Source organism: Pseudomonadales bacterium (assembly GCA_041395665.1).
GTDB lineage: Bacteria > Pseudomonadota > Gammaproteobacteria > Pseudomonadales > UBA7239 > UBA7239.
Window position 1 is genome coordinate 149,956 of the sequence record JAWLAB010000003.1, and the last position, 17,710, is coordinate 167,665.

19 protein-coding genes are annotated in these 17,710 nt (G+C 46.7%); 10 read left to right on the forward strand and 9 right to left on the reverse strand.

Features of this window, described 5'->3' with window-relative positions; genetic code table 11:
• Positions 1-30: 30 nt before the first annotated feature.
• From R3E63_05385 to murB, 6 genes are read left to right on the forward strand one after another with little or no spacing between them, the layout of a single operon-like run.
• Positions 31-672 (forward strand): MotA/TolQ/ExbB proton channel family protein, encoded by a 642-nt coding sequence (locus tag R3E63_05385; GenBank protein MEZ5539382.1) that lies wholly within the window; start codon positions 31-33, stop codon positions 670-672.
• Positions 673-680: 8 nt separating this feature from the next.
• Positions 681-1,106 (forward strand): biopolymer transporter ExbD, encoded by a 426-nt coding sequence (locus R3E63_05390; protein ID MEZ5539383.1) that lies wholly within the window; start codon positions 681-683, stop codon positions 1,104-1,106.
• Complete coding sequence (lpxK, locus tag R3E63_05395) at positions 1,090-2,121, forward strand: tetraacyldisaccharide 4'-kinase (GenBank protein ID MEZ5539384.1); 1,032 nt, start codon at positions 1,090-1,092, stop codon at positions 2,119-2,121. Before R3E63_05390 ends, lpxK begins: the two co-directional genes overlap by 17 nt.
• 4 nt (positions 2,122-2,125) lie before the next feature.
• The gene (gene kdsB / locus R3E63_05400) at positions 2,126-2,887 is read left to right on the forward strand and encodes a 3-deoxy-manno-octulosonate cytidylyltransferase (protein MEZ5539385.1); all 762 of its coding nucleotides are present in this window, start codon (positions 2,126-2,128) and stop codon (positions 2,885-2,887) included.
• A 3-nt stretch (positions 2,888-2,890) separates the two neighbouring features.
• On the forward strand, positions 2,891-3,373 hold the full coding sequence (locus tag R3E63_05405) for a low molecular weight protein-tyrosine-phosphatase (protein ID MEZ5539386.1): 483 nt from the start codon (positions 2,891-2,893) through the stop codon (positions 3,371-3,373).
• A gap of 6 nt (positions 3,374-3,379) precedes the next feature.
• Positions 3,380-4,408 (forward strand): UDP-N-acetylmuramate dehydrogenase, encoded by a 1,029-nt coding sequence (murB, locus tag R3E63_05410; GenBank protein MEZ5539387.1) that lies wholly within the window; start codon positions 3,380-3,382, stop codon positions 4,406-4,408.
• A gap of 8 nt (positions 4,409-4,416) precedes the next feature.
• Here murB and R3E63_05415 read toward each other — a convergent pair whose 3' ends face one another.
• Positions 4,417-6,129, reverse strand: a complete 1,713-nt coding sequence (locus tag R3E63_05415; GenBank protein ID MEZ5539388.1) for a hypothetical protein — start codon at positions 6,127-6,129, stop codon at positions 4,417-4,419.
• Between the two features lie 59 nt (positions 6,130-6,188).
• Here R3E63_05415 and htpG point away from each other — a divergent pair, with 59 nt between their 5' ends.
• The 4 genes from htpG (at position 6,189) to R3E63_05435 (ending at position 11,547) form a co-directional block, all read left to right on the forward strand.
• A complete protein-coding gene (gene htpG, locus R3E63_05420; protein MEZ5539389.1) occupies positions 6,189-8,090 on the forward strand; it encodes a molecular chaperone HtpG in 1,902 nt (633 codons plus the stop codon).
• Between the two features lie 70 nt (positions 8,091-8,160).
• Positions 8,161-9,207: an NAD(P)H-dependent glycerol-3-phosphate dehydrogenase gene (locus R3E63_05425; GenBank protein ID MEZ5539390.1), complete on the forward strand. Its 1,047-nt coding sequence runs from the start codon at positions 8,161-8,163 to the stop codon at positions 9,205-9,207.
• Positions 9,200-10,060 (forward strand): alpha/beta hydrolase, encoded by an 861-nt coding sequence (locus tag R3E63_05430; protein MEZ5539391.1) that lies wholly within the window; start codon positions 9,200-9,202, stop codon positions 10,058-10,060. Before R3E63_05425 ends, R3E63_05430 begins: the two co-directional genes overlap by 8 nt.
• Before the next feature lie 44 nt (positions 10,061-10,104).
• On the forward strand, positions 10,105-11,547 hold the full coding sequence (locus R3E63_05435; protein ID MEZ5539392.1) for an ATP-binding protein: 1,443 nt from the start codon (positions 10,105-10,107) through the stop codon (positions 11,545-11,547).
• 3 nt (positions 11,548-11,550) lie between these two features.
• Here the strand turns inward: R3E63_05435 and R3E63_05440 are convergent, their stop codons facing one another.
• The 8 genes from R3E63_05440 to R3E63_05475 all read right to left on the reverse strand — a co-directional run bounded on the left by R3E63_05440 (position 11,551) and on the right by R3E63_05475 (position 17,692).
• A complete protein-coding gene (locus R3E63_05440; protein ID MEZ5539393.1) occupies positions 11,551-12,075 on the reverse strand; it encodes a DsbE family thiol:disulfide interchange protein in 525 nt (174 codons plus the stop codon).
• On the reverse strand, positions 12,072-14,075 hold the full coding sequence (locus tag R3E63_05445) for a heme lyase CcmF/NrfE family subunit (protein MEZ5539394.1): 2,004 nt from the start codon (positions 14,073-14,075) through the stop codon (positions 12,072-12,074). The genes R3E63_05440 and R3E63_05445 overlap by 4 nt, the downstream gene beginning before the upstream one ends.
• A 6-nt stretch (positions 14,076-14,081) precedes the next feature.
• A complete protein-coding gene (ccmE, locus tag R3E63_05450; protein ID MEZ5539395.1) occupies positions 14,082-14,528 on the reverse strand; it encodes a cytochrome c maturation protein CcmE in 447 nt (148 codons plus the stop codon).
• Between the two features lie 6 nt (positions 14,529-14,534).
• Positions 14,535-14,699 carry a heme exporter protein CcmD gene (ccmD, locus tag R3E63_05455; GenBank protein ID MEZ5539396.1) on the reverse strand — a complete coding sequence of 55 codons (165 nt, stop codon included), beginning with the start codon at positions 14,697-14,699 and terminating at the stop codon, positions 14,535-14,537.
• On the reverse strand, positions 14,699-15,457 hold the full coding sequence (locus R3E63_05460) for a heme ABC transporter permease (protein MEZ5539397.1): 759 nt from the start codon (positions 15,455-15,457) through the stop codon (positions 14,699-14,701). Before R3E63_05460 ends, ccmD begins: the two co-directional genes overlap by 1 nt.
• 79 nt (positions 15,458-15,536) lie before the next feature.
• Positions 15,537-16,205: a heme exporter protein CcmB gene (ccmB, locus tag R3E63_05465; protein MEZ5539398.1), complete on the reverse strand. Its 669-nt coding sequence runs from the start codon at positions 16,203-16,205 to the stop codon at positions 15,537-15,539.
• A complete protein-coding gene (ccmA, locus tag R3E63_05470) occupies positions 16,202-16,870 on the reverse strand; it encodes a cytochrome c biogenesis heme-transporting ATPase CcmA (protein MEZ5539399.1) in 669 nt (222 codons plus the stop codon). Before ccmA ends, ccmB begins: the two co-directional genes overlap by 4 nt.
• 15 nt (positions 16,871-16,885) lie before the next feature.
• A complete protein-coding gene (locus R3E63_05475) occupies positions 16,886-17,692 on the reverse strand; it encodes an enoyl-CoA hydratase (GenBank protein MEZ5539400.1) in 807 nt (268 codons plus the stop codon).
• Positions 17,693-17,710 lie beyond the last annotated feature (18 nt).

Consider the following 17,710-nt stretch of genomic DNA (forward strand, 5'->3'; position numbering starts at 1 on the left):
TTTTGAACAGTTCAAATAAAGAGGTAGGGCGTGTACGAGATTGTATTGGCGGGCGGTTGGATGATGGTGCCCTTGCTGCTGATGTCGATTGCCGTTGTTGCTATCACGGCGGAGCGCTATTGGACGCTGAACGCACAAAAAATTATCCCTGCTGCATTACTCACCAAAATTTGGGATTGGTTACAACACGGGCAGGTTGATAGTAAAAAAATTAAAGCGGTTCACGATTCTTCTCCGTTGGGCCAAGTGTTGGCAGCGGGTTTGAGTAATACGCGCCATAGCCGCGCAGTCATGATTGAAAGCATGGAAGTAGCTGCGAGTCGCGTGCAACATGATTTAGAACGTTACCTCAGTGCTTTGAGTGCCATGGCGAATATTGCGCCGCTAATGGGGCTGTTAGGTACAGTTATTGGTACGATCAAAATATTTTCTGCAATCATGCTGGAAGGTGGTACAGGAAATCCAGGTGCGTTGGCGGGTGGTATTTCTGAGGCACTAATAGCGACAGCTACAGGATTGATTGTTGCTATTCCTGCTTCATTGGCGAGCCGCTATTTCTACCGGGTAGTGGATGGCTACATGATTAATATTCAGCAAGACGCCATGAAATTAGTCGATGCCTTGTATTCTGATCGTAAGGTCAAAGGCGAAAAATCTAACGCTGAGCATTGAGAGTTTTTGTGAAGATTCGCAAACGAGATAGGCAAGACGATTACATTAATGTCGTGCCGTTTATCGATATCCTGTTGGTGTTGCTTATTTTCTTTATGGTGTCTAGCCGTTTTACTCACAACGCTGAATTAAAATTAGATTTGCCAACTGCGGAAGACCCATCGGGTCAGCAGCGTCAACCTGATACGGTTGAATTGATTGTGGCTGAAGACGGAAACTTTACAGTCAATGGCCGTGCATTGGTGGATAACAAGCCTGAAACTTTACGCAAAGCATTGCACGAGGCGGCGGGAGATCGCACGGATATCCCCGTGATTCTTTCTGCAGATGCAAAAGCGCAACATCAAGCCGTGGTGACGGCAATGGATGTGGCTGGGCAATTAGGATTTTCTCGCTTAAGCATTACGACTAGGCGTGATGAAAACGCTCAGTAAACTCTTTGATCGTATTTGGTACGATCAAAAAAAATATTACTGGCCGGTGATATTTCTATTACTTCCGCTGTCGTTAGCTTTTTTTATTGTTACATTTATTCGTAAACAGTTACTTATTAAAAAACAATCACATCTACCAGTGCCTATTATTGTCGTTGGTAATATCTCTGTCGGTGGTACAGGAAAAACCCCGTTGTTATGTGCTTTGGCGCAAGCATTTACTAAACGCGGAAAGCGCGTTGGTATTGTGAGCCGTGGGTACGGCGGTAACTTTGCAGAGTGCACACGGCTTGTGTCGGTTAATGACGATGCTATTAGTGTGGGTGATGAACCTTTATTGATTGCACGCACGACAGAATGCCCTGTGGTTGTTGGTCGTGATCGTGTTGCAGCCGCAAAGCACTTATTGTCTGCGCATAAAGTGGAAGTCATTTTGTCTGACGATGGCTTGCAGCATTACGCACTGCCGCGTGATGTTGAAATTGTTGTGGTCGATGCGCAACGCGGGGTGGGTAATGGATTTTTTTTGCCAGCAGGGCCGTTGCGTGAGCCTGCATCGCGTCTACAGTCTGTTGATTTTGTTGTTGTGAATGGTCTGGCAAATTCTTCTAATGCTTTACCTAACGCAAAAAATATTTTATCTGTCAATTTAACGCCTCAGCATTGGGTAGCGGTTGCGTCTGGCAATATTTTCCCTTTGGAGTTTCTCGCTAAAAATACAGTTGTACATGCAGTGGCAGGTATAGGTAATCCATCAAAATTTTTTTCTACCTTAACATCGATAGGGTTTTCAGTTATCGAGCATGCTTTTTCTGATCATCATATTTTTTCAGAACGAGATTTTCAGTTTGATGACAATCTTCCAGTATTGATGACAGAAAAAGACGCAGTGAAATGTATGGGGTTTGCTAAAGAGAATTGGTATGCATTGCGTGTGGCTATGTCGTTATCAGATGAGTGGGTTGATACTGTTTGGCACAAAGCCTCTCAAGTACACAGTAATTATGTAGGGTGATGTAATGAGTTTTGTGGTTGTTATTCCTGCGCGATTTGCCTCAACGCGCTTGCCGGGTAAGCCTTTGATAGATATTGCAGGCAAGCCGATGATTGAGCATGTTTGGCAACGCGCCAAACAAAGCGGTGCCAGTGAAGTGTTGATAGCAACGGATGATTCTCGCATTGCGGAAGCAGCAGAAAAGTTTGGAGCCAGAGTTGTGATGACGCGCGTCGATCACCCATCGGGTACTGATCGCTTACAAGAAGTGGCAAAACAGCGCGGCTGGCCCGATGAGCAAGTGGTGGTCAATGTGCAAGGCGATGAACCATTAATTCCGTCAGCAGTTATTGATCAAGTCGCTGCATTACTGCTAAAAAATACGCAAGCCGATATGGCAACTCTGTGTGAAGCCATTACCGACGAAGCGCAATTTCGTGACCCGAATGCTGTAAAAGTGGTGAGTAATGCAGCGCAACAAGCTTTGTATTTTAGTCGCGCGCCGATTCCATGGCCGCGTGAAGGGCAGCCATTAGTCTCTGCGGACGGAAAAACGGTCTGGGGGTATCGGCATATTGGTTTGTATGCTTATCGCGCAGGCTTTTTACATCGCTATGTGCAGTGGGATTCCTGCTTGTTGGAGAACACTGAAAAATTAGAACAGCTACGCGCTTTGCATCAAGGTTCCATTATTCAAGTGGCTGAATCTTGTGTGAGTATTCCTGCGGGTGTTGATACGCCGCATGATCTTGATATCGTTCGTCGATACATTGCAGCGCAGGGGTAATGCATGACAGTTAAAGTATTGTTCGTTTGCTTAGGCAATATATGCCGCTCTCCAACTGCGCACGGCGTTTTTGAGCAACGCGTACAGCAAGCGGGTTTGACTAAAAATATTTTGGTGGATTCTGCTGCAACAGCCGCATTTCATGTGGGGAACCCTCCTGATCCAAGAACTATTCGTGCGGCGGCAACGCGTGGTTATGACTTAAGCGCGCAAGTTTCTCGCCAAGTGACAAAAAATGATTTTTTACATTTCGATTTTATTTTGCCGATGGACAGAATCAATTTGAGCAACTTGCGTGCCATTCAGCCGAAAGATTTTGTAGGACATTTAGGGTTGTTTATGGATTTCAGCAAGCAGCGTCAGTACACACAAGTGCCTGATCCCTATAACGATGGCGCGGAAAGTTTTGAACTGGTTTTAGACTTGGTTGAAGATGCCGCTGATGGCTTGCTGAAACATATTGTTTCAGCGCGCTTACAAGGATGATTGCTTGTGTTGCGTGAGTCTGTTGAACTACAGCCGTACAATACTTTGTCTTTGCATGCGCGTGCAGCGCTATTCTGCGAAACTAAAAACATAGAAGAATTGCAGGCGGCATTAGCGCTGGCGCGAGAAAGGAAATTATCCGTATTGCCGTTGGGCGAGGGGAGCAATATTGTTTTAACGCAAGATTATGATGGTATGGTTTTGCGTTTTCGTGATGAAACAATCAAAGTTGAATACGAAGATGAAGCGTGCGTGCATGTCAGCGTTGGTGCTGGTATGCGTTGGCATGACTGGGTTGAAAGCTCCATTGCCTCATATTGGTATGGTTTGGAAAATTTGGCGTTGATTCCTGGTATGGTTGGTGCGGCTCCCGTACAAAATATTGGCGCCTACGGTATTGAAGTGGCTGATTTTATTGAGGCTGTGCGTGGTGTTTATATCGATAGTGGCGAAAGTTTTGAATTGGATAATACCGCCTGCCAATTTTCTTATCGTCATAGTGTATTTAAAGGCGAGCTATTTCAAAAAACAGTGATTACATCCGTATTATTTCGATTGAATAAAACAGCGAATATCCACTGCCACTATGCGGCATTGCGAGAATACTTGGCTGAGCATCATCCCGTTGAATTGGAGCGTGGTCTGCTTAGTGCTGTAATGATTAAAGATGCTGTTTGCGAAGTCCGTCGTTCTCGCTTACCCGATCCAACGCGCCTTCCTAATGCTGGAAGCTTCTTTAAGAATCCACAGGTATCGCCTGAGCACTTTGTGCGTTTGCGAGAGCAATTTCCCCATGTGATTTTTTATGCAGGCGAGCAGGGAAAATTCAAAATTGCAGCAGGGTGGTTGATTGATCAGCTAGGCTGGAAAGGGCGTTGCATAGGTGCTGCCTGTGTGCATGAAAAGCAGGCTTTAGTTTTGGTCAATCGTTCCAATGCCAATGGAAAAGAAATTTTGGCGTTGGCAGATGCAATTGCTGCTGATGTATTGAAAGTCTTTGGCATAACGCTGGAATATGAACCACTGGTTATATAGCTTGGGTGTTACTTGGGTGTTGCAGTGTTGCTTAATCGAGTCTTATACCATTGATGTGTGGCATCAATTTTTGGCATGAGTGCGTCAAGATTGATGGTTTTCAAGTCTTCAAAACTGCACTGAAAAATAAGAATGTCGCGGTTTCTATAAAGAACATTATTCATACAGGCTGCACTAATGGGTGCAACGGCTGGATCAAAACTCAGAGTTTGCAAGGAAAGCACTAAAGTAAATGCCAGTGGAGACTTCCATTGGTAGTGTTCCCCAACCCTAATGACATGATCTTCTATTAAATCTAAGCAATCAGCAAAGTTTTGCGATGTTGGCAAGCGGTATTCAATATGGCGGGGGTAGCCGTTGTAGCCACAACCTGCTAATTGACTGGCATGGGTATTGGTTAGGTGTTGGATAGCTTGATCTAAGCCCGCCGTTTTTTGTACGGCGTTGTTATCCCACAAAAATACAGATTTTCTTGTGGCTGGCTCCATTATTACGCCAATGGATAATAAGACAACGAGACTTGTAAGCGCTGTATTTTTGAAAGCACATTGCGTGGAAAGGAGTTGCGCTGCCAATACAAACAATAACCACAGGCTCCACTGCATAGGAAAATATAAATGCCCTGGTGACATCGCCATGGCGAATATCACAAACCACAATATATAAATCAATATGCAGGTATTGATTGAAAAGATCAGCCATGTAAAAGGTGATACATCACGGCATTGAATTATTTTCTTGAAAGTGATGATGGAAATAGCTATCAATCCCAGTACATAAAGTATGCCTACAATATGATAGATGTCAGCAGGTTCGTTGCCTAAAAAAGGATTCTTTATACCGAACTCTGCCAAACCTTCTTCGACAAAATAGAGATTCTTGTTTGCATTGCGAAACAGATAGGGAAGTTTTTCTTCGGCTTGCAGCCATTGCCCAATACCAGAGCCGTGATGGTGGATAAAGTCTTGTTTATACTGTTGATAGTTTGCTTGGTAGATTGTTGAGTAATCTTGTAGTGCATTTTTTTGCAATAAGAAGGATGTGCTGCTAATAAAAATTGACGGAAGGACTAATAAAACGATTAGGATCAATAGTTTCTTAGCTTGTATAAAAACTGACAATAAAAAAACAAGGTTCAACCAGATAAACGCGGGTAATAGAAGTGGCTTGATGAGTAGACTAATGCTGGTCGCTATTCCTAGAAACAATGCACAATTTTTAATGCTGTAAGATTTGTTGAATGACACACAGGCAGATAATAAAAACAATAAGCTGCCGGTGTAATAGCCAATTAACGATGAAAAATCTTGTGCAAACGCAGCGACAATACCGCCGCACAAGCAGAGCATGATCAAGGCAGGGTTTCTGCCATAGCGGCGAATCTGCCATAAACATAAAGCAGAAAGTACGAGGTTGACTGCCCAGCCCGTAACGCCGCCTATCCACCATTGATTGCCGAAAATTTTTATCAAGAGGGCTGCTGGTAGTAGTAGGGCTGCGGGACCGGTGAAATCAGGATTGAAGGGGATTTTTTCGCTGTAACTGGTGGCCCATCCGTAGTCGTTAAGCCAATTTTTAGGGACAGATAAAAAAAGCGCGTCGTCACTGGAAGGTGAGCGCTCAAATGCCAAAATCCCTTGGCCGATAACAAAGGCAATAAACAGAACGAGAGCGATGATATTGATCAGGGCTTCCGCCCGATTCGCCTTGAAATACAGCACCTTACCCCCATTTAGCAGATGTTCCCCACGATTCTAACTGCTTTATGGAGATTTCTACGATGTCTGTTGCTGATAAACCTACCGCTGAAACCCTAGGCTTTCAAACAGAGGCTAAACAACTCCTGCAATTGATGATCCACTCGTTATATAGCAACCGTGAAATTTTCTTGCGCGAGTTGGTTTCCAATGCGTCGGATGCCTGTGACAAATTGCGCTTTGCCGCGTTGGCGGATAGCAGCCTTTATGAAAACGATGGTGAGCTGAAGGTTCGTATCAGTGTGGATGAAGATGCACGCACCATCATCATTGATGATAATGGTATTGGCATGAGTCGCGAGGAAGCGGTTTCGCATTTGGGCACGATTGCTAAATCAGGCACAGCAGAATTTATTCGCAATTTATCGGGCGATGAGAAAAAAGATTCGCATTTAATTGGTCAGTTTGGTGTCGGTTTTTATTCGGCTTTTATCGTTGCGGATAAAGTGGAAGTGTTGAGTCGCCGCGCAGGGCAATCAGCCGCAGACGGTGTGCATTGGGTATCATCTGGTGAATCGGATTTCTCTGTTGAAACGATTGATAAGCCAGAGCGCGGTACACGCATTGTGTTGCATCTCAAAGAAGATGCGGCAGAGTTTGCGAATGATTGGCGTCTGCGCAGCATCGTGCGTAAATATTCCGATCACATTGCTGTGCCTGTGCAAATGCGTCAATACATGCCGCCAGCGGAAGAAGGCAAAGAGCAAGAAATTGGCGAGTGGGAAAATGTAAACAGTGCCACCGCGCTGTGGATGCGCAGTAAGAATGAAATTTCTGATGAGGAATACCAATCTTTTTATCAGCATGTGTCGCACGATTACGCTGAACCTTTGGCGTGGAGCCACAATAAAGTGGAAGGCAAGTTAGAGTACACCAGCTTGCTGTATATCCCAACTGAGGCACCTTTTGATCTTTATCATCGTGATGCTGCGCGTGGATTGAAGTTGTATGTACAGCGCACTTACATCATGGATGATGCCGAACAGTTTTTACCGTTGTATTTGCGTTTTGTGAAAGGCGTAGTGGACTCAAACGATTTGTCTCTCAATGTGTCGCGTGAAATTCTGCAACAGGATGCCACGGTAGAAAGCATGAAGTCAGCGTTGACCAAGCGTGTGTTAGATATGCTGGAGAAGCTAGCAGAAGACAAAGAAAAATATGCTGCATTCTGGAAAACTTTTGGCAATGTATTGAAAGAAGGTATGGTGGAAGATGTCGCTAATCGCGAGCGCATCGGCAAGCTGCTGCGTTTTGCAAGCAGCACTTCATCAAAAGAGCAGGATCAATCACTGGATGATTACATTGCTCGCATGAAAGAAGGGCAGACGCAGATTTATTACATTGTTTCTGATCATTACGACACGGCCAAAAATAGCCCTCACTTAGAAATATTCCGTGCCAACGATGTGGAAGTGTTGTTAATGCACGATCGTTTGGATGAATGGATGATGGGCTATTTCCGCGAATACGCAGGCAAAGCGTTTGCCGATGTTGCGCGTGGCGATTTGGATATTAGCCATTTAATGAAGGATCCACAGCCCGAGAAAAAAGCCGAAGATGAATCGGCAGCGGATAATGCCTTGCTTGAACGCATCAAAACTTTGCTGAGTGAACAGGTGGAGTCGGTACGCTTTTCTACGCGCTTGGTGGATTCGCCTGCCTGTCTTGTGGTGGGTCAGGCAGATATGGGTATGCAGATGCGTCGCATGATGGAAGCGGCGGGGCAAGCTGTTCCAGATGCAAAGCCAATTTTTGAACTCAACGAAAAGCACGCGTTGGTGAAGCGTTTGACGGGTACGAGTGATGCTGCACGGTTCGAAGATTTGGCGCTGGTGTTGTTGGATGAAGCGCGGTTGTCGGCGGGCTTGACGCTAGAAAACCCTGCGGGATTTGTTGCGCGAGTCAACCGCTTGTTGAATGCTTAATAGGTCTTGGCGTTGGTTATTTGTGCTATCGTTTGCACGATTGAATTGATGCTAGAAAAGACGAAACAGAATGGCTAAATCGAAAATCGTGGTGATGGGCGGTGGCAGTTTCGGCACCGCCATCGCCAATATCTTGGCAGAAAATGATTTTCAAACCGTGTTGTGGGTGCGCGATGCAGAAAAAGCATCTGCTATACAAACTACACGCGAAAATAAAACTTATCTTCCTAACTTAATCTTGCACAATAGTTTGCAAGCAACAGCCGACATGACATTGGCTTTGCAAGACGCTGAGATTGTTTTTGTTTCTGTGCCGAGTAAAGTTTTTCGTTCTGTTGTGCAACAGATGCGTCCATTGTTACCGCCGAATGCAATAGTGGTTAGCACGGCAAAAGGCATTGAAACGGGAGAAAATCATCAAGGATTTTGGTTGATGAGCGATGTGCTGAAACAAGAACTTCCAACGCACCGCATTGCTGTCTTGAGCGGTCCAAACTTGGCGGGAGAAATCGCAGAAAAACAATTAACGGGCACAGTGGTAGCGAGCAGTGATGCAGCCGTTTGTCAGCAAGTGCAAGATTGTTTGCGTAGCCCGTATTTTCGTGTTTACAGCAACAACGATGTTTATGGTGTTGAATTGGGCGGTGTATTAAAAAACAGTTATGCCATCGCTTGTGGCATGGCGGCGGCACTGGGTTTGGGTTACAACACCATCAGTATGCTGATCACGCGCAGCTTGGCAGAAATGGGGCGATTTGCTGCAAAACTCGGTGCTGACCCGCTGACTTTTATTGGTCTTGCCGGTGTGGGTGATTTAATTGTTACTTGTACTTCACCGCGTTCGCGCAATTACCGTATTGGTTTTGCGATTGGTCAAGGGCGCAGCTTGCAAGAAGCCATTACCGAAGTAGGGCAAGTGGCAGAAGGCATCAACACAATTCACTTAGTGAAATTAAAAGCAGATGAATTGGGCGTTTATATGCCTTTAGTTAGCGCGTTGAATGATATTTTGTTCAATGGTAGAAGTATCGCTGATGCCAGCGCCGCATTGATGGGTAGCGATAACAACAGTGATGTGGAGTATCGCGCCAATATCACCGCATCAAATAATGCATAACTCAGAAATCCCTGAGCAAATTTCTTTTTCCGTACTAGGATTGAAGCTAGCGGCACAGCGTTGGCATCAGGGCGCAATGCCTGTTCTTGCTTTGCATGGCTGGTTAGATAACAGCGACAGCTTTTCTCTTATCGCGCCTGAAATGCCTGATGTCGATTTGGTGGCATTGGATATGGCAGGGCATGGTTGGAGTGATCATCGCGCTGCGCACGCCAGTTATTTAATTTGGGATGATTTTCGTGAAATTCTCTCGGTTGCCGATCAATTAGGCTGGCAGCGTTTTGGTTTGTTGGGGCATTCTCGCGGTGGGATTATTGCCGCACTGTTGACCTCTGCTATGCCTGAGCGTGTAACGGCGCTTGGTTTGATTGATGGCTTGTGGCCACAGACCTGTGAGGCTGCGCAAACCCCCACGCAAATTGCCCATAGCTTGCGCGCGCAGCAAAAGCAGCCATCGTCACGAGCGTATCCTTCTTTGGATGTTATGGCTCAGCAGCGATTGCGTCATGGATTTCCTGTATCCGAGGAGACGGCGCAGGTTTTGGTGCGCCGCAATGCGGTGCAAAACGAAGAGGAGCAGTGGCTGTGGCGGATGGATGCACGGCTGCGCCATCCTTCCATGATGATGCTAACGCCAGAGCAGATGCGCGCCTGCCATCGTGCGATTGCCGTGCCAACTGAACTGCATCTGGCGCAGCAGGGTTTGGTGCAGGCATACCCTGATTATGCAGAGAGCTTGCTCGCGCTGCCGCAAATCAATTGGTCCGTGCATGAGGCTGGCCATCATTTGCACATGGAAGGGGTGCAAAGCATACTTGGGCAAACCTTTAACATATTCTTTCAACGCCTGTGATTTCACGCCTCAAAAGCATACCGGTTAAACAACAGCTGATTCTGATGATTTGTGCCATCAGTTTTTTGGGGCTGTTAATGGCTGGCTCTGCTTTTGTTATGTATGACCGCTATGCCTATCGCGATAATTTGGTTCATCAAGCGACATTGTTGGCGCGTGTGGTTGCTAGTCACAGCGCTAATGCAGTGGCGTATGGTGATGTCTATGATGCAAGAAAAAATCTACAAAGTTTTGGTATTGACCCTTCTTTATATTCAGCTTGCATAAAAAACGAATCCGGCCAAGTTATTGCGATGTATTTGCGTGGTTACTATCAGCCACCTGAGGACATGGATAGCGTTATTACTGGTGTTGAATGTTTAGCTGATGGAAATTTTATTTCTCGTTTTCAGAATGGCTATTTGGATTTAATACAGCCAGTTCTTTGGGATGATTCTCAAAAAATAGGGCAGTTACATTTGCGCGTATCGCTTGAGGCGCTGGATGATCGTTTCATCGCATTCAGTGTAGTGATGTTACTCATTGTTATGCTCGTTGGCATGATATCAATCGTTCTATCAAGCAAAGTACAGTCATTTATTTCTGCACCACTTTTGATGCTTGCGCAGATTGCTAACACCATCAACCGCTTCAAAGATTATTCATTGCGCGCGCGCACAGATCGTCATGATGAGTTGGGACAGTTGGTTCAAGCTTTTAATGGCATGTTGGATACCATTGAATTGCAGAACCGTGCTTTGCTGCACGCCAATGAACACTTGGAGGAAAAAGTACAGCAGCGTACCAGTGAGTTGCGCGCAATCAATACAGAGTTAGAAGCCTTTACTTATTCTGTTTCGCATGATTTGCGTTCACCGTTGCGATCAGTCGATGGTTTTAGTGCCGCATTGCTTGAAGATTGTGATGACCGCTTAGATACAACAGCTAAAAATTATATTGCGAGGATTCGTGCCGCGAGTCAGCGTATGGGGACATTGATTGATAGTTTGCTGCATCTCTCGCGTGTTTCACGACAAGATATGCGCTATGCCACGGTCAATTTAACGGAATTGGCCGATAAAATTGTTGATGATTTGCGTGCAAACAATCCAAATAGAGAAGTGAAATTTATCCGCCCCAATAATTTATTGGCGCGTGGGGATAACGACCTTCTAACGGTTGTATTGGAAAATCTGCTCAATAATGCTTGGAAGTATACAGGGAAGGTGGAAAAGCCTTTGGTGGAGTTGGGTGTGCATGATCGAAGTGGTGACACGGTGTATTTTGTACGCGACAACGGTGCAGGCTTTGATATGGCTTATGTGGATAAGTTATTTGGTGCGTTTCAGCGGTTGCACAGTGATCATGAATTTCATGGGTTAGGCGTTGGTTTGGCGACGGTTGCGCGTATTGTGCATCGTCACGATGGCGAAATTTGGGCAGAGGCGCAAGTGGATCAAGGCGCTACTTTTTATTTCACCTTAGCGCCATCGGTTAATGATTTGTAATTTTTATGGCAATTTATCCCAAACGGCTTGCAGTTCTTCTTGCCAATTCTGGGTGTTTAAATCACCAACATGCTTATAGCGAATCACTCCGTTAGAATCGACAAAATAAGTTTCTGGCGCACCAAAAACACCGAGATCAATGCCTAATTTCCCATCGGCATCCACAATAACTTCACGGTACGGGTTGCCTTTTTCATTTAGCCAAACTTTCGCTGCAGCATTGCTGTCTTTATAATTAATGCCATAAATAGCGATATTGTCTTTGGCTAACTTCATCAAAAAAGGATGCTCAACACGACAAGTGACACACCAAGTTGCCCAAACATTAACGAGGCTTTTTTGTCCGTGCAGATTTTTTTCAGTCAGCGAAGTAGCTGTGTTGAGAGATGGCAGCGTAAAAGTAGGGAAGGGCTTATTGATCAGCGCGCTAGGCATCTCAGTTGGATCTAGCGTTAAACCGCGCATTAAAAAAATACCCAGCACAATAAAGCCGAGCAATGGAATAAACAGCGCAAGTCGTTTGTTCATGCGGAGGCTTTCTCTGTGGAATATTTGCTGATGCTGCGGTGACTATAGCGTTTATCGAGTACGGCGATAATTGCGCCGAGTGCCATTAATAGAGCGCCAAGCCAAATCCATCGGACAGCAGGTTTTACATGCAGACGCAGTGACCATGCGCTGGCGTTACCCAATTCAGGTTGTAGCGCTTCGCCCATAGAAACATAAATATCACGCGTGAAACCAGGCCATATAGCTGCTTCTGTCATCACTTGATTGGATGCCAGATAAGTGCGTTTTTCAGGGCGCATGATGTACAGCTCCGCATTGGGAGCGAGTACCCGAAACACAGCATGTTCTGCCGTGTAGTTGGGGCCTTGTGCTTGTTCCACTGATTCAAAATTGAATTGGTATCCGGCCATATTGGTAGATTGGCCTGGAGCCAAGCGGAGATCTTTTTGCTCGCTAGCCAGCGAAGTGAAAGCAATTCCCATGACGCTAACTGCAAGTCCGATATGTGCAATGCACATACCCCAATAACTGGCGCGTAACGATTGCAGGCCTTGCCATGGAGAACGAGCGTTGCGCAACTTGTGGCGAATATCCATCAGTGTGCTGATGATGACCCATAAACCAAGCCATGTAGCCAGGAGTGTTTGAATTGAAAAAGGCAGTGATAGGGCGAGCACCAATAAGGGCGTGAAAGCCAGCGAAGCAATCAGCGGTTTTTTCGCCCATAAAATAAACAATTGCGTCAATGAAAATTTGTCATGCCACTGCAATTGCACGCCTACGGGTAGCAGCAGCAATACACAAAACATTAAAGGAACAAAAAAACTATCGAAGTAAGGTGGGCCGACAGAAATCTTTCCCCATCCCATCGCGTCAGCAATCAACGGATATAGCGTACCTAAACAAACGGTTGCCAGAATGATGGCCATTAAACAGCTGTTGAGCAGTACAAACATTTCGCGTGAAAAAAACTGATAACCGGATGAAGGTGTTGTCGGAGCGCGTAGCGCAAACAGCGTGAGTGAGCAGCCAATGACGATGGCTAAAAACACCAAAATAAAATAACCGCGAGAAGGATCGCTGGCAAAGGCGTGTACAGAGGTGAGAACGCCAGAGCGCACTAAAAAAGTACCGAGCAAACTCAAGGAAAAAGCAAAAATAGCGAGCAACAAAGTCCAGCTGGAAAATAATTGTCGTTTATCACTGGCGGCCAATGAGTGGAGTAAAGCTGTGCCTGCTAGCCAAGGCATAAAGGAAGCATTTTCAACAGGATCCCAGAACCACCAGCCGCCCCAGCCCAATTCGTAATAAGCCCACCAACTACCGAGCGCAATACCAACGGTAAGAAAAGCCCACGCAGTATTGGCCCAAGGTCTTACCCAGCGCGTCCATTCATTACTGACGCAGCTACTTTGTGCGGCACCTTTTTCTAATAAAGCGGCAATGGCAAAGGCAAATGGAATAGCAAAGCCAACATAACCGAAATACAACATGGGCGGATGAATAACCAATCCAAAGTCTTGCAGTAATGGATTGAGGTCGCTGCCTTCAGCGGGAATAAAAGGCAAGCTGCGTGAAAATGGATTTGAAGTAAATAAAGTAAAAGCGCTAAATCCTGTTGTAATCATTCCTAATATACTAATGATACGAGCGCGAAGTACGACAGGTAGTTGGCGTGAAAATAGAGCAAAAATGGCGGACCAAAAACAGAGAATCAACAACCAAAGTAGTAGCGAGCCCTCGTGCGCGCCCCATACAGCACTGATTTTGTAATGCGCAGGCAGCAGCGTATTGGAGTTGTTGGCAACATACTGCACTGAAAAATCATCGGTAATAAAGCAGTAAGTTAAGGCGGCAAAACTGCCAGAGAGTAAAACAAAATTTGTGATAGCTAACGGCGCCGCCATGCGCATCCAGTGTTGCGCTCGTAAGTAGGTGCCTGCCATCGGCAGAATGCCTTGTACGATGCTAATAGAGAAGGCGAGGATGAGGCAGTAAAGTCCGAGTTCAGGAATCATATTGATCTACTGTGGGTGCGTAGTGGGTTTCGGGCCCATTTTTTTCATGCTGTCGCGAATTTCTGGTGGTGTGTAATTTTCATCGTGTTTGGCGAGCACTTCCGTCGAATGGAAAGTAGTGCCATCCCATTTTCCTTTGGCAATAGCTGCTTGTTCCTCGGCAAATAAATCAGGGAGGATGCCTGTATAGATAACAGGAATACTGTGATTGCCATCGCCAATAGCAAACTGCACAGCTAGGCTGTTGCTATCGCGCTTCACACTGCCTTTATTGACAAAACCGCCAAGGCGAATGGTGCGATCCAGTGGCGCTTTACCTGCAGCAATGTCGGCAGGCGTAAAAAATAAATTCATATTTTCGCGCAGCGCGAAAGTAATCAGACCGATAGCAACAGAGGAAGCAATGACAATGGCCAGCACAATCAGTAAGCGTTGTTTGCGCACAGGATGCATGGTGCATTACTCCGAAATTTGTTGCGCGATCTCCTTGCGCAATTGTGCGTGACGGCTGATGGGATGCCACACCATAGCCAATACAGTAAAGAAGCTGATGCCATAAGCGCTCCACACATAAAAACCGTGACCGTGCATGGTGAGCAAATCGTGAATGCTTGCGAAATACATTAGCGTGTTTCCGTGATGGGTGATTTGCTGAATAAATCAGCGAGCCAGCGGCTATTGCGTTCGTTCGACAAAATTTCGCAGCGTAAGTTCAGTAATAACAGAACAGCGTAGAGCATGTAAAAACCAATAATCATCACCCACAACGGTTGCAGCATGGAAGGATCAATTGTTGACGCTGAAGTTAATTTGAGCGAAGCACCTTGATGTAGCGTGTTCCACCATTTCACCGACATATAAATAATAGGAATGTTGACAGTGCCGACGAGCGTAAGAATGCTGGCAGCACGATTACCGTTCTCACTGTTTTGATACGCATTCGCCAATGCCATCACGCCGAGATAGAGAAAAAACAAAATCAGCATGGAGGTGATGCGCGCATCCCATTCCCACCAAGTTCCCCATGTGGGTTTGCCCCAAATGGAGCCAGTGACGAGGGCTATGAAAGTCATGGCTGCGCCAATCGGTGCGGCGGCACGCAGCGCCCAAAACGCTAGCTTCATACGCCACACCAAACCAACACAGCCCGCTATCGCCATCAGGTAGTAACCTGCTAATGCGAGAAAAGCTGCTGGCACATGAATATAGATGATGCGATAGCTGTTGCCTTGTTTTGCATCTTCTGGCGCGATTGCCAATCCCCACACGCAGCCGACTACGAGCAAAATAAATGCTGCTGCACTGAGCCATGGCAGAAGTTGGCCACTTCTGCGATAAAACCAAGGGGGTGATCCCCAGCGGTGGAACCAAGTTTTAAGCATGTTTTGGGTGAAATGAAATCAAATGAATGAATAAAACAGGGTGAAAAAAAGCGCGGCAAGGATACCACAGGGGTATAGGTTAACTCTCTACCGCAATCCGCAGACCCGCCATCACGACTAAAGGTGTCAGCACTAAAGCCATCACCGCAAAAGCGCCCAAGATGGCGACTTGTCCCCAAGCGGCTGAGCCGAGTGCTGCTTGTGCCGTTGCGCTGGCGCCAAAAATCAACACGGGGATATAAAGCGGCAGCACGATGACGGCAATGAGCAAACCGCCGCGCCGTAAGCTCACCGTGAGTGACGCACCGATGGCGCCAATCAGTGAAAGGCTGAGAGTGCCGAGCGTGAGAGCGAGCATGGTGATGGGCATTGCCTGTAGAGGCAGTGACAGCATCCCGCCCAGTAGAGGCGACAACACGACCAAGGGCAAGCCCGTGAACAGCCAATGCACCAGTATTTTGATCCATACCACGCCGTACAAATGCTCTGGCAGCAACAAGTATTGTTCGAGCATGCCGTCGTCGTAATCGCGACGAAACAACATATCGGCAGACAACAAACTAGCGAGTAGGGCGGCGACCCACAGCACACCAGGCGCCATCGCGGCGAGCTTGGCGGATTCCGCACTAATACCCAGTGGAATCAACGCAACCACCATCAAAAAAAATGCGGCGGGATTGATGGCATCGGCCAAGTTGCGCCAAGCGAGTTGCCATTCGCGTTTGGCTGTGGCGATTAACACACTCATGCCGTCACCGCTGTTTGCTGCGAGGTGATTTTTTGTGAGGTAGCTTTTTGCGATGTAACACCGAGCGCGAGTGTGCGATGCATCAATCCTAATTGTTCGCTGCCGTGATGCGTGGTGAGCACGGCAATGCCACCGTTTGCGCAATGTTGTTGTAAGCGTTCTGCAATCAGAGCAAAACCGCGTGTGTCGAGTGCAGTGAAAGGTTCATCCAAAATCCATAAAGGATGATTGCTGAAAAAAAGTCGCGCTAGCGCAACGCGGCGTTGTTGACCGGCAGATAAACGGTGGCAGGGAAGATGCGCTTTGTGTGCAATGCCCAGCGCTTTCAACGCGGTTTCAATTTGTGCTGTATCAGCTTGCACACAGTTGGCATACCACGCGAGATTTTCACGCGCAGACAATTGCGATTTAAGTGCAGGCTGATGACCGAGATACAAAAGCTGCGCAGCGTAATCGTGCCAATGTTCGCGAATATCTTTTTCTTGCCAGCTCACTTGGCCACTGTATTGGCGATTTAAGCCCGCTAAAACACGCAATAAGCTGGTTTTTCCGCTGCCGTTTTCGCCTGTGACTAACAACAACTCACCGGCTTGCAGCGTGCAATGCAAATCATCAAATAATTGATGATGTTCGATGGATGCAGAGAGTTGTTGAATAGCGAGCATGACAGAAAACGCGCTTTAATCTTTGAAATCTGGCTTGCGTTTTTCTTTGCGCGCTTTGATTGCTTCCTCAAAGTTTTTGGTTGTCATGCGCACATAAAGTTGCGCGTGACCTTCGTGATTCATGTGTGTGTGCAAATTGCTCGCTTGCATGCCAGCCCACAACATTTGTTTGGATAATTCCACGCCGAGGTGGCTGTGTTGCAAAATTTGTTCGGCCGTCGCAAAGCAGGTTTCCATCAACTGCTCTGGTGCAACCACTTTGCTCACAATGCCAATGCGTTCTGCTTCTTCTGCGCTGACATCGCGCCCCGTCAACATAATTTCAAACGCGCGCGTTGAACCAATGGCGCGCGGCAAGGTGTAGCTCAAACCCAATTCGGCAGAAGTCAGCCCATTATTAACACCCGCTGCGCGGAAAATTGCTGTGCTGGATGCAATACGAATATCCGTAATCATCGACAGGCAAAAACCACCGCCAATGGCAGGACCGTTGATGGCAGAAATGACGGGCTGGTGCATGGTTTGCACGGCGTGCATCACATCGTCCAACACCTTCATCGCGCGGCGTGCAATGCCGGGCATGGTTAATCCATCAAAGATAGAGAGATAGCCAGGGTCTTTGAGGTCTGCGCCCGAGCAAAAGCCATTGCCCACACCGGTGAGTATCACCACGCGCGTTTTGTTATCAAAACTGACTTCTTCTAAGGCTTCTTTGAGTGGCACCATCACATCAAACGCCATGGCATTCATGCGCTCAGGGCGGTTCATGCGAATAACCGCAATGCCGGGGCGGTCTTTTTCAATCGTAATAAAGTCAGACATACAGATTTCCTAGAAAAG